Origin of the sequence: Serratia sp. Ag1 (assembly GCF_000743355.1) — a bacterium.
Classification (GTDB): domain Bacteria; phylum Pseudomonadota; class Gammaproteobacteria; order Enterobacterales; family Enterobacteriaceae; genus Chania.
In genome coordinates, this window is sequence record NZ_JQEI01000016.1 from 73,897 (window position 1) to 86,560 (window position 12,664).

Annotated in this window: 9 protein-coding genes; 4 read left to right on the top strand and 5 right to left on the bottom strand. The window is 51.8% G+C overall.

Annotation, left to right across the window (positions count from 1 at the left end; all coding sequences use genetic code 11):
* Positions 1-20: 20 nt before the first annotated feature.
* The gene (locus IV04_RS10445; RefSeq protein ID WP_037397444.1) at positions 21-1,937 is read left to right on the top strand and encodes a transcription antiterminator; all 1,917 of its coding nucleotides are present in this window, start codon (positions 21-23) and stop codon (positions 1,935-1,937) included.
* 51 nt (positions 1,938-1,988) lie between these two features.
* Here the strand turns inward: IV04_RS10445 and IV04_RS10450 are convergent, their stop codons facing one another.
* Genes IV04_RS10450 through fdrA form a run of 3 tightly spaced genes read right to left on the bottom strand, consistent with a single transcriptional unit; the run spans position 1,989 to position 5,795 of the window.
* A complete protein-coding gene (locus tag IV04_RS10450) occupies positions 1,989-2,807 on the bottom strand; it encodes a DUF2877 domain-containing protein (protein WP_037397447.1) in 819 nt (272 codons plus the stop codon).
* A 45-nt stretch (positions 2,808-2,852) separates the two neighbouring features.
* Positions 2,853-4,118: a DUF1116 domain-containing protein gene (locus IV04_RS10455; protein WP_037397450.1), complete on the bottom strand. Its 1,266-nt coding sequence runs from the start codon at positions 4,116-4,118 to the stop codon at positions 2,853-2,855.
* Positions 4,119-4,127: 9 nt separating this feature from the next.
* A complete protein-coding gene (fdrA, locus tag IV04_RS10460) occupies positions 4,128-5,795 on the bottom strand; it encodes an acyl-CoA synthetase FdrA (RefSeq protein ID WP_037397453.1) in 1,668 nt (555 codons plus the stop codon).
* Between the two features lie 494 nt (positions 5,796-6,289).
* Here fdrA and allD point away from each other — a divergent pair, with 494 nt between their 5' ends.
* The 3 genes from allD (at position 6,290) to allE (ending at position 9,525) form a co-directional block, all read left to right on the top strand.
* Complete coding sequence (allD, locus tag IV04_RS10465; protein WP_037397456.1) at positions 6,290-7,339, top strand: ureidoglycolate dehydrogenase; 1,050 nt, start codon at positions 6,290-6,292, stop codon at positions 7,337-7,339.
* A 94-nt stretch (positions 7,340-7,433) separates the two neighbouring features.
* A complete protein-coding gene (gene allC / locus IV04_RS10470; RefSeq protein WP_037397459.1) occupies positions 7,434-8,666 on the top strand; it encodes an allantoate deiminase in 1,233 nt (410 codons plus the stop codon).
* Positions 8,667-8,739: 73 nt separating this feature from the next.
* Positions 8,740-9,525 carry a (S)-ureidoglycine aminohydrolase gene (gene allE / locus IV04_RS10475; protein ID WP_037397462.1) on the top strand — a complete coding sequence of 262 codons (786 nt, stop codon included), beginning with the start codon at positions 8,740-8,742 and terminating at the stop codon, positions 9,523-9,525.
* Between the two features lie 318 nt (positions 9,526-9,843).
* On the opposite strand, the gene IV04_RS10480 is transcribed toward allE, so the two are convergent.
* Both IV04_RS10480 and allB read right to left on the bottom strand, forming a co-directional pair.
* Positions 9,844-11,145 carry a uracil/xanthine transporter gene (locus IV04_RS10480; protein WP_037397465.1) on the bottom strand — a complete coding sequence of 434 codons (1,302 nt, stop codon included), beginning with the start codon at positions 11,143-11,145 and terminating at the stop codon, positions 9,844-9,846.
* Between the two features lie 71 nt (positions 11,146-11,216).
* Positions 11,217-12,578: an allantoinase AllB gene (gene allB / locus IV04_RS10485; RefSeq protein ID WP_037397468.1), complete on the bottom strand. Its 1,362-nt coding sequence runs from the start codon at positions 12,576-12,578 to the stop codon at positions 11,217-11,219.
* Positions 12,579-12,664: the final 86 nt, after the last annotated feature.

Consider the following 12,664-nt stretch of genomic DNA (forward strand, 5'->3'; position numbering starts at 1 on the left):
ACATTAATAACGGAAAGAGCATGGTACGATTCCCCTACCCACGTTTGGCTTATCTGTTTGATGCTTTGCAGTCTGAGACTTTGCCTCAGGAAGAACTGGCGAAGCGTTTTGCCGTGTCTACCCGAACCGTGCGTGCGGATATCACTGCCCTGAATGACATCCTGGAAAAATACGGTGCGCGGTTTGTGCATAACCGGGGGGCGGGTTATCGCCTGCAGGTGGAGGACGCGGCGCTGTTCAGCGCCTTACAGCATCAGGAACGCAGAAAACAGGCCACCCCGCGCAGTGGGCAGGAACGGGTGCATTACCTGTTGATTCGCTTTTTGACCTCAGCCTTTTCTCTGAAGCTGGAAGATTTAGCTGACGAATGGTTTGTCAGCCGTGGCACGTTGCAAAACGACATGGCTGAGGTGAGGGAGCGTTTGGCGCACTATCAGTTAACCATTGAAACCAAACCGCGTTATGGCATGAAACTGTTTGGTTCAGAAATGGCGATCCGAGCCTGCCTGACCGATCTGCTGTTTCAACTGCATCTTGCCGACCCAGAAAATCCGCTGCTGAACAATGAGATCCTCCAGCAGCCGCAGGTGGCGAGCTTGGCTGGGCTGCTGCATCCGTTGTTGTCGCAGTATGCTATCCGGCTAACGGATGAAGGCGAGCAATACCTGATTTTCTATTGCGCGGTTGCGTTGCAGCGCATTATCGACGGTTATCCGCTGCCGGAGTTTGAGGTTGAAGACGGTGATGATTCAGTGCGCAAGGTTTCCAGCCGTTTGGCAAGCGAACTGCGTACATCGGCAGGTAAAGAGATCTCGGTAGCGGAAGAAGCCTATTTGCGGGTGAATATTGCCGCCCGGCGGGTACAGGAAATTCAGCCGACGGAAATCAATGCTGATGATGAAGATGCGCTGGTGGATTACATTCTGTCTTACATCAATACCCACTATAACTACAATCTGCAGGGCGACAAACAGCTACGTGCCGATCTGCTCACCCATATCAAGACCATGATTACGCGGGTGAAATACCAGATTACGATCCCGAATCCCCTGCTGGCTAACATCAAGCAGCATTACCCGATGGCTTACGATGTGACGCTGGCGGCGGTATCCAGTTGGGGGAAATACACCCCTTATACTCTGAGTGAGAATGAAATCGGCTACCTGGTGCTGCATATCGGCGTCGGCCTGGAGCGCCACTACAATATCGGTTATGAACGCCATCCGCAGGTGATGCTGGTGTGTGATACCGGCAATTCGACGGTGCGGATGATTCAGGCGCAGATTGCCCGCAAGTACCCGCAACTGGTGATGACGCGCATTGTTTCGCTGCGGGATTACGAGATCCTCAGCCAGATCGAAGAAGATTTCGTGATTTCCAACGCGCGTATCAGCGAGAAAAACAAGCCGGTGGTGGTGATGTCCCCCTTCCCGACTGAATATCAGCTCGAACAGTTGGGCAAGCTGGTGCTGGTGGATCGCACCAAGCCGTATATGTTGGAGAAATTCTTCGACGCCAATCATTTCATGATCGTCAACGAACCGCTGACGCAGGAACAACTGTTTAAAAAAGTCTGCACTCAGTTGGAGCAGGAAGATTATGTAGGCAGCGATTTTTACCCTTCGGTGGTTGAGCGTGAAGCGATCGTTTCCACCTTGCTGGGCGAGGGCATTGCCTTGCCGCACTCGCTGGGGTTGCTGGCGAAAAAAACCGTGGTCGTGACGCTATTGGCCCCGCAGGGCATAGCCTGGGGAGAAGGGGAGATCGCCCATGTGATCTTCCTGCTGGCGATCAGTAAAAGCGATTACGAAGAAGCGATGGCGATTTACGATCTGTTCGTCACCTTTGTGCGTGAACGTTCGATGAGCCGCCTGCTGAGCAGCGATAATTTCGACAGCTTCAAGGCGCTGGCGCTCGACTGCCTGAGCCGGATCTAGGCACCCCAGCCACCTGTTTGCACAAGCATCCTGGGGAGCTTTCCGCTTATGTTATGACTGGCTATTGATGGCCGCTACGCCCAGCCAGACCCCCAACAGAGTATCCGCGCCGGAGAAATAGCCGGTTTCTAACAGTTCACCGATCGCGGCCGGTAATTCATCGTGCCACAGCAAAGCCCGAGCCAGCCGCTGTAAGTGGGTAGAGAAAATGCCCTTTTCGGCGAACTGAAGATAGTGAGCACTTACCAGGGTGGTTAACTCGCCCAACGGCTGGCTGGCAGCAAAGAACGCGGGTAAACGGGCAATATCCACACGGCTATCAAGATGGGCGCTCAAGAGCATGCCGAGCACGGTATCGTCATTGCTTGGTGTCAGCCCTGGCCCTTTGCCCAGCACCGAACTCCAGTCAACGGCTTGCCCTTGCAGCCAGGCGACAAACTGCTGTTGCATCTCGTGGATCTCGGTACATAACGGCTGTCTGACAAGCAAAGCCAGGCGGCCAAACAAACCGGTATGGATCGGTTCATCGGCCAAGAGGGTGGCCAACGGTGAAAGCGGGATCTCATCGCGCAGGTTTAAGCGCAGATCCAGACGGTTATCCTGACGATGGATACAGATGTCTGCCAATTCGATACCCGCAGGCGAGAGCTGGCCGGGTTCTTCTCCCAATAGGCGGTCAAAGATCTTATCAAAATCACCACTGGCTATTTCCCAGCCCATTGGGCTGATCCCGCGTCCTTCGCGGTGGAGCGTCAACAGCCGCTCGCTTTGTGAGAGGAAATTGATGGCATGGTTGAAACGCCCCACACAACGTAGCGGGCCGTAATCCTGTGTGGCATGGTGGCTGACGGTTAACGCGGTAATTTCCATTAGAGATCCTCCTGTGCCTGGGGGGTGCCCAGGCACACACCTGATTTACGCGTTGATTCCCAGTTTTTCTGCCAAGGCTTCGATGGCTTTCTCAAAACAACCCAGTGGAGCGCGGACGGTGCCAGCCCCAATCTGGCCAATCCCGGCTTCCCGGTGAGCGATCCCGGTGTTGATTAATGGCGTGATGCCTGTTTCCACCACCCGCCGGGCATCCAACCCCAGGCAGGCCCCTTGGAAATCCCAGGTTGGGATCTGCAGCATCATGTTGTGTTCCAGATAAATCTCTGTCATTTCATCCGAGATATCGGTGGCGGCATTCATCCCGCCAGCAGCACCGACAAAGCGGGTGACGCCGGGCGCGGCCACCATCGCTGCCCCACCAATACCAAAGGTTTCTGTAATGGCGCTGTCGCCGATATCCGGGTTGGCATCGGCCTGGCTATAGCCGGAGAAGAACAAGCCTTCTGGCGTATTGACCGGCGCGGTAAACCATTGCTCGCCCATTCCGCTGATTTTGATGCCAAAGTTTTTGCCATTGCGGGTCATGACCGTCACGATCGTGCCCTGTTTGATCTCCGCCCCGGCATCCATTGCGGCCTTGCAGTAGGCCATTGCCAGGTTCAGGAAAAACTGATCGGTGATGCTGAGGAATTGCATGACTTTGGCCAGCTCGTTTTTATCCTGCTCCAGCAGGCTGATCTTGGGAGCCAGTTGGCGCATCAACAGTGCCGAGGCGGCAATATTGCGCTGGTGGAATTCATCCCCCATGGTGATGGCCTGTGCCATCACGGCGGTGAGATCGAGCCCCCCTTCGAAAGTGCTTAGCACTGCTTTCAGCACCGGAGCCAACGAGTCACGCATCCAGCGCAAACGCTCCTGCACATCTGGCCCATAGGCACCAAAGCGCATGACTTTGCCGATACCTTCGTTCATGTTGCAGTAGGCATGGTTACCATGAACGCTGTTTTTCACCACAATTAACGGCATATTCGCCGACGTTATGCCCCCCATCGGCCCGACCGCGCTAACGTTGTGGCAAGGGATAAATTCGATTTCGCCCTGTTCCAGCAAAGCCAGTGCCTGCTGTTCGTTGTCGGCCCATTGCTCAAACAGACAGGCTCCGATACAGGCCCCGCGAACCGGACCGCTCATTTCCTGCCAGGTAACCGGTGGCCCGGCATGCAGCAGCTTTCTGCCCTGAGCCAACTGGGGGATAAGTTTTTTGGCTAAATCAACATCTTGCCAATGTGGGCGTGCTTCGCGGATCCTGGCAATAACGGCAGCATTTGCTTGTTCAATAGATGCGTACATATCAATCCCTTACTTTAAATTTTTCAGTATGTTAGCCAATCGTTGATTGCCACCGGCAACCGGAGCCCATTGGTAGTGGACCACTGAAATATCATTGGTTTGCAGATCATCAGCAAAGCTGCGCAAACCCGCGTTAATCACGGAAACGCCGTCCAGCATTGCGGGGGCTGATGCGGTTACGCCAACCAGCGGGGGAGCAATGAGCTGGCTGGCCAGCAGCGTTGCTTCCGGCAGCGAGTTCATGACGGCAATACCTGCTGCACTGAGGGTGGCAATCTGTTTGGAGCGCTGCTGTGGATCCTGTTCAGTGCCGGTCACCGTGGCAATAACGGCCAGCGGCTGCGCCGCACCGCGCTTTTCACGCAGGCGTTTAACCTCATCAGCCAGCGAACTGGCGGGATCTTCCTGCGCGCCGTAGCCGATCACCACATCCAACAGCAACACGCCAACCTGTGGTTGTTGGGCAAGACGGGCAATTTCCTGATTGCGGGTAGAAGGGTCGATCATCGGGTGGGGCTTACCCTGAGTATAAAAATCATCCCCCAGATCGATAATGCGGTGCCCCTCGGTGTTGAGCATTGAGCCCTGTTGATGCTGGCGGTCGGCTTCAAGGCCTAACTCAGCAGCCAGCAGCATGGCGCATTCTGCTGCCAGCGTACCGCCAGCATACAAACCGCAAATCTTGCCGCCGCACACTGCGGGTTGTTGCGCCGCCATTTGCTGGATATGTGCCAACATTGCGGCAAGGCGGGCTGCCTCATCCAGCGTGCTGGCAAAAGTGATATTGCCCTCTTGCCTCACCGGGTTTTGCGCGCCAAGGAACAGCGCGACTACCGGTTTGCCGAGGGTTTTCATTTCTGCAATGACCTGCTTGCGCACGGTTTCTGCCGGGGGTTTGGAGACAAACGCCAGCACTTGGCTCTGTGGATCTGCTGCCAGCATGCGCAGTGCGCTGATGGCGCTGATTCCCCCCACGGCAGCCGTTAAGTCACGCCCGCCCAAGCCGATCGCGTGAGAAACGCCTTGCCTGGCCAGAGTAATTTGCGATATCAGTTCCTGGATCCCGGTTCCTGAAGCGCCAATGACGCCAATCATCCCTTTGGGAGCCAGATTGGCAAAGGCCAGCGGCGCTCCGGCGATATTGGCCGTGCCGCAGTCAGGCCCCATCACGATCAGGCCTTTGCTGCGCGCCTTGGTTTTTAACGCGACTTCCTGCTCAACGCTGACGTTATCGGAAAACATCATTACGTTGCAGCCATCATCCAGTGCTTGCTCGGCCAGCTCGGCGGCATATTCACCGGCAATCGAGATCAGCACCATATTGGCATCAGGCAGTTTCTGCCGCGCCATGCGCCAACTACGTGCTTTGAGCAGGCGTTTACCGCCCTGTTGCCCTTGAGCAAGCGCTTTCAGCGCCGCGTCTAACGCCTCACTGATTTGTTCAGTGATTGTGCCGTCGGCAACTGCTGTTTTGATCGCTACGCAAATGTCATTCGGGGTGGCCTCGCTGAATTGCGGGTGCCAGAAGCCGGTCGCTTCAAGCAAGGATTTATTGGCCGGGGTCCCCATCATGACCGAGATTTCTTCAACATTCGGTGATTCACTGAGTTTACGGGAAATGAGCATCAGGCTGACCGAGTCCTGAAAGCTCCCTTTTTTTATAAAAGCATGGATCATAGTGATATCCTTAAAACAGCATGTGAACTTCGCAAGCATTAATCATGAGCGGTAACCACAGGTATTTGGGGTATAGTTATTCGTTTCGTCTTCTTGTTTGCCAAGCTACAAATAAAACACTGCATTGAAGGTGAGTATCATCACACTTTATTTATTGTGAGATAAAATCATTAAATATTGCTTCAATTAATAAAGAAAATAATAAGATTGCACAACTTTGTTAGAAAAGTTTTAATAATGCCAAACCCATTCAATAAAAATTTAAGTCAATAAAGTAATATCCACCTGGATCACATTATTTTCTGCTGAGCTTTATACATTACCCTCCAGAGGTGGTTTTAATATACCCGTCATACTTCAAGTTGCTTGGGTGTTGGCTGCCCTCATTCACCCCAGTCACTTACTTGAGTAAGCTCCTGGGGATTCACTCGGTTGCCGCCTACAAGCAACTTGAATTATTTTGGGTATAAACCGTAGTAACAAAAGGACTGTCTATGAAAGTCTCTAAACAGCAATTGCATCAACTCATTCAAAATAAAATTCATGCTGCTGGTCTGAGCGAACAGCATGCAGGCATTGTCGCCGACGTTTTGGTTCACGCCGATGCCCGGGGCATCCATTCTCATGGCGCTGTGCGCGTGGAGTATTACTCTGAGCGCATCAGCAAGGGGGGAACCAACAATAATCCCCACTTTACGTTTGAAAAAACCGGTCCGTGCAGTGCTATTTTTGATGGAGATAACGGCGCCGGGCATGTTGCTGCCAAGCTGAGTATGGATCACGCGATCGAAATGGCTAAGGAAAATGGCGTTGCGGTGGTGGGTGTGCGCCGTATTGGCCACAGCGGCGCGCTGTCTTACTTTGTTCAGCAGGCCGCCCGTGCAGGCATGATCGGGATCTCTCTCTGCCAATCGGATCCGATGGTGGTTCCTTATGGCGGTGCGGAAGTGTATTACGGCACCAACCCGATCGCTTTCTCTGCGCCAGCGGAAGGTGATGACATCGTGACCTTTGATATGGCGACCACCGTGCAGGCATGGGGTAAAGTGCTGGATGCCCGTTCGCGCAACGCACCCATTCCAGATACCTGGGCCGTTGACAGTGAAGGTAAACATACCACCGATCCTTTTGCCGTGAGCGGGCTGTTGCCGATTGCCGGGCCAAAAGGCTATGGCCTGATGATGATGGTTGATATTCTGTCTGGCGTCTTGCTTGGGCTACCGTTTGGTAAACACGTCAGCTCGATGTATCACGATCTGAGCGCTGGCCGGGAATTGGGCCAACTGCATATCGTGCTCAACCCAGGTAATTTCACCAGTGCCAGCACCTTCCGTAAGCACGTCAGCCAGGTAATGAAAGAATTAAATGAAATCAAACCCGCTCCTGGTGTGGAAAAAGTGCTCTATCCTGGGCAAGGCAGCCATATGCGAGAAATACAGAACGAGAAGAATGGCATCGAAATTGTCGATGAAATTTATCAATATCTGATTTCCGATGATATTTACCAGCGTTCATACGATCATAAAGATCCCTTTGCCAGTTAATTCAGCAGATCATTAAAAAGGGCGTTTGAAATATCAGCGCCCTGCCTACCCCAAATAATTCGAGTTGCTGAAAATTGAAAGTGGACAGATAAAGATGAGAAATTTCCAACAAGCAATTAGCGAAACCTCTGGTTGGTTATCAAAAATAGGTGCAGATCCTGGCGGTGGCATGACGCGGCTATTATATACCCAAGAGTGGATCGATGCTCAACGTGCGCTTAAACAGGCATTTGAACGTGCGGGATTAGTGGCTTCTTATGACGCAATTGGTAACCTGTCCGGGCGCTTGCTGGGAAATAAATATCCCGACCAGGTGATCCTTTCCGGTTCCCATATTGATACCGTGGTAAACGGTGGCAATCTTGATGGGCAGTTTGGTATCGAAGCGGCTTATTTGGCGATTAAGTACCTTAAAGAGACCTATGGCACACCATTGCGGACTCTGGAGGTTATCTCCCTGGCTGAAGAAGAGGGCAGCCGATTTCCTTATGTGTTCTGGGGGAGCAAAAACGTTATTGGTACGGCAAACAGCGAAGAGGTTAAATCGATTTGCGACACGGCAGGCGTTAACTTTGTCGATGCGATGCATGACGCAGGTTTTGATTTCCCGGCGCCACATCAGCCGCCGCGCACAGATATTGCGGCCTTTGTTGAACTGCATATTGAGCAGGGCAAGGTGTTGGAAACCGAAGGGAAAACCATTGGTGTCGTGACCGATATCGTTGGCCAACGCCGCTATAATGTTACGTTGCTCGGTGAGGCTAACCATGCTGGCAGCACGCCGATGAGTTACCGCAAAGACACGATTCATGCTTTTAGCCGCATCTGTTGTGAGTCGATCGCTAAAGCACAGGCGGAAGGCGATCCGTTGGTATTGACCTTCGGCAAGGTTGAGCCGAAACCCAACGTTGTCAATGTGGTGCCAGGTTGTACGCATTTCACCATTGACTGCCGCCATACCGATCAGCCAACGTTGTTGCGCTTTACGCAGCAGTTGGAGGCCGACATTCAGCGTATTTGTGCGAAAATGGGCGTCATTTCTCAGATTGACTTGTGGATGGATGAGGCTCCTATCCCGATGGACCGGCGGTTGGTGCAAGATATCACCCATCTTTGCGAAACCGAGCGCCTCAGCTACCGCCTGATGCACAGCGGTGCAGGCCATGATGCGCAAATCTTCGCGCCACGGGTACCGACGGTGATGATATTTGTCCCCAGCGTTGCCGGTATCAGCCACAACCCAGCCGAAAAAACCGCCATCGGCGATCTGGCCGTAGGGGTCAATATTCTGGCTCACACTCTTTATCGATTGGCTTATCAGGAATAGGTAGCCAGAGGGCATCAACCTGTTCCTGCACGTTAAACACGTGGGAACAGATTTATTAATCAGGAGAATCAACGTGGGTTATTTCAACAATCAAATTGGCTATCCAACCGATATTTTATCATCTCGCTCAGTGATCAAACGCAACAACTATGCGCTTATTCCGGTAGAAGGCTTGGTACGCAATATCGTTCCGGGCTTTGAAAACTGCGATATCACTATTTTATCGACACCCAAACTGGGTGCCAGCTTTGTCGATTATCTGGTTACTCTGCACGCAGACGGTCGAAATCAGCAGGGGTTTGGTGGTGAAAACATTGAAACCTTTGTTTATGTGATCGACGGGAAAATTAACGCATCGGCTAATGAAACCTCTTATGCGCTGACCAGCGGCGGTTATCTTTATTGCCCGGCGGGGGTGACTTTGCGCTTGGCCAATGACAATGCAGGCAAGCCAAGCCAGCTATTCCTGTATAAACGCGCCTATAACCGCATTGCAGGTTATGAAGCTCATGTCGTTTGCGACAATGTGAAAAACCTCGAAAAGATCCACTACGAAGGTATGAGTGATGTGATCCTGCAGGACTTACTGCCGAAAGATCTTGGTTTTGATATGAATATGCACATTCTCTCTTTCGAACCTGGTGCCAGCCACGGTTACATTGAAACTCATGTTCAGGAACATGGTGCTTATATATTGAGTGGGAACGGTGTTTATAATTTGGACAATGAGTGGATCCCGGTGAAGAAGGGCGATTATATCTTTATGGCGGCCTATGTGCCTCAAGCTGGTTATGCAGTAGGTAAAGAGCGCTTCAGCTATATCTATTCAAAGGATTGTAACCGCGACGTTGAGATTTGATTTGGTTCAATTCGGTCGATGCCATTGGTATCGACCGACATTCTCCAACCAATTACTTCACCGTATCAAGCATGCGCCAGAGCACCACTTTATAAACCTGCTGCAGTGCCCCATCAAATTCCTGTTGCCTGCCATTACTGATAATCCTGATTCAACGTTAACAGCAGATCCGCTTCTTCTTGCGTACATTGATCCAGCCCTGCGCCGCTCTGTTCATTTTGCGAATACGCCGGGCAGTAGTTTCTTGTTTAACATACATGCTCCTGTTTATGATAAATGAACGGTTAGGTTTGTAATAATGGGAAAAATAAAGTCATCTTATTTCAGCCGATCCCAAGGTAAGATGTTTTCCAGTAACACTGACAGCATGACACCAATCAATAAACCATTACTCAGCAAGGGTCTGATCATCACGGGAACGCTGTGTAAAAAGCTAGCCGGAATGCTCATAAAGAATATCCCGAAAAATAAAGGGAACGCCAGACGGTAGATATTCTTTGGGCTCAAAGTAATCTGATTGAAAAAGAAGAAGGCTGAATAGAGCAACGGTAAATATGAGACCAGCATTACGGCACTGCTGATGGTTAACGGGATCGCGCAAAAAAAACGGGCTAACGCTGGCACTGCAGCGATCAACAGGAACAGTAGGCTACCTATTATGAACGATTGTCTGCTGCTGTCCTGCGTTTGGGTAATCAGGCCAATAGAAGAGACAAAGGGGGAAAATGGCACCACCCCTAATGGGGCCGAAAAACAGGTCAATAAACCGGAAGCGAAAAAACTGCGGCGGTAAAGCGCTTTGCTGGCCGGTTGATCACCATAAAACGCATCAGTACCGCGTATCGCCCCAAAACTGTTGGAAATATTAATCAGCCCGGCCAAGAGCGCACTGACAATAATGCCTGGCCGCAGATCTTGCGGTTGCCCAAGTGGGAAGAGCAGCCATTCATGGCTATCGATGCTCAACGCGTCGGGTTTGAATATCAGGCTATAGGCTACCCAGCCCACCACGGCCCCGATCAATAAAGCATATTTACCGATCGCGCGCGGCAAGAAAATAATGGTCACGACGATCAGCAGCATGATCGCAACTGCCAGAGAGAACGTCTGGTAGTTAATGATCACTGGCCCATTGTAGGCACCAAAAGGTAGCCCAAACATGCCTTTCATGAAGATCGCCACCAATTGGGCTCCCAGCAGGAACATAAACGTCCCCATAACGGCGGGGCGAAATAATGCTGCCAGCCGATGCCCAAGCCCGGTCACGCCAATCACAATGGTTAAAATACCTGACAGGAAAATCCCCACGGCCAGGCTACCGCCGATCACCGGCAGCGGCGTCCCGTTGGCCGATTCTGCCAGCGTCAGGGTTAATATTGTTACCCACCAGAGGCCGGTTGGCCCTTCCATAATGGCGCGCCGATGGCCGCCTATGACCTGGAACAGGCAGGCAATGGCGGTCGCCAGAAAGGTATATTGGGTAATACAGAAAGCCACACGGGGTGACAGATGAAATGCCGACTGCAAGGTGGGCGGAACCACCACCGTGTTGCAGAATATAAAGAAAAACCATTGAAAACCTGACAACAAGTGGCCTCGCCACCACGGGGTTCCACTCATGGTTACACCATCCTTCTCACTACACAAAGACAATCGCGTTCACCAGAAGATGAACGCGACATTAACGGTACTTATTGCTGGTGCTTCAGCACAAATCTGCCCGTAGGGCGTGCGCCAAAGCCGGTCTTGATATCGTAAATGACCTCACCGCGCAGAATGGTTTTTGCCACGCGTGCGTTGATTTTCCGCCCAACATACGGGCTGACTTTATGGCGATACTCGAGAGCGTCTGTGGTTAATACATAGCTGCTGTTTGGTTGAATGAATACCAGGTCTGCATCCTGACCAATAGCGATGCGCCCTTTATGTTTCAGACCAAATATATCGGCGGCGTTGGTGGACATTAATTTAGAGAAGTCAGGCAGCGACATCCCTCTTTTTTGTACCGCTTCATCAAACATGATATCGACGCAGTTTTGTATCCCAGCGATCCCGCCCCAGGCTTGCATGACATTGCCCGCTTTCATATCCGGTGGGCAAGGGGAGTGATCGGAAACCAGGCAGTCAATCTCACCATTAAACAGTTTGTCCCACATTCCCTGCTGATTTTTTGCATCACGAATCGGCGGTGAACATTTGGCTAATGTGCCAATTTCTTCAAACTGATCGGTATCCAGCACAAAGTAGTGCGGGCAGGATTCACAGGTGACCTGTTGCCCTTCCTGGCGTGCCCGGGTGACTTCTGCCACCCCTTCCGGGCTGCTGATATGGCAAATGTGCAGGCGGCAACCGGCGATTTTTGCCAGATACAGCACGCGGCGGATCGCTTCAACTTCGGTGAAGACGGGCCGTGACGCGACATAATCGTGGGCGGTGACGCGCCCAGCTTCTTTGGCTTCTTTACCCAACTCATCGCAAATCAGGGCATTTTCTGCGTGAACGGCCACCAGTTGGTCGAGCTTGGAGAGGATCTGCAATCCTCGGAAGTATTCAAAATCATTCACATCGCGGAAGTCATTGCTGACGCTGCGATCGCCACAGGTGGCGACAAAACATTTATAAGCCACCACGCCAGCTTTATCGAGTTCCTGCAGCCGATCCAGATTGTAGGAAACCAGGCCGCCGAATTGTGCAGCATCAATGGTGAGTTTGCCTTCTGCCGCAAAAAACTTCATTTCTATGGTGGCTTTGTCGACGGTGGCGGGCAACTGGTTCAGCGGCATTTCAATCATGGTAGTGATGCCGCCTTTTGCGGCTGCGCGCGTACCTGTTTCATAACCTTCCCAATGGGTGCGGCCTGGTTCGGACATATGCGCATGGGCGTCGATCATACCTGGTGCCACGACCATACCGGTGGCATCGATCTCTGTTTTAGCCCCCGACAGGCCATGACCGATGGCGGCGATTTTGCCCTCTTTTATGGCAACGTCTGTAATGATGGCTTGATGTTCAAGAACAACCGTGCCGTTTTTTATAATTGTATCGAATGACATAGTAACTCTCCTTTGTGAAATAAATTTATTGCGATTTAATATCTATACCCAAAATAATTCGAGTCAAAATCCAAGCAACTTGAAGT

Bases quoted from the DNA above. Each gene is read 5' to 3' on its own strand.
- IV04_RS10445 (WP_037397444.1), top strand. From the start codon at position 21: ATGGTACGATTCCCCTACCCACGTTTGGCTTATCTGTTTGATGCTTTG.
- IV04_RS10450 (WP_037397447.1), bottom strand. From the start codon at position 2,807: ATGGAAATTACCGCGTTAACCGTCAGCCACCATGCCACACAGGATTAC.
- IV04_RS10455 (WP_037397450.1), bottom strand. From the start codon at position 4,118: ATGTACGCATCTATTGAACAAGCAAATGCTGCCGTTATTGCCAGGATC.
- fdrA (WP_037397453.1), bottom strand. From the start codon at position 5,795: ATGATCCATGCTTTTATAAAAAAAGGGAGCTTTCAGGACTCGGTCAGC.
- allD (WP_037397456.1), top strand. From the start codon at position 6,290: ATGAAAGTCTCTAAACAGCAATTGCATCAACTCATTCAAAATAAAATT.
- allC (WP_037397459.1), top strand. From the start codon at position 7,434: ATGAGAAATTTCCAACAAGCAATTAGCGAAACCTCTGGTTGGTTATCA.
- IV04_RS10480 (WP_037397465.1), bottom strand. From the start codon at position 11,145: ATGAGTGGAACCCCGTGGTGGCGAGGCCACTTGTTGTCAGGTTTTCAA.
- allB (WP_037397468.1), bottom strand. From the start codon at position 12,578: ATGTCATTCGATACAATTATAAAAAACGGCACGGTTGTTCTTGAACAT.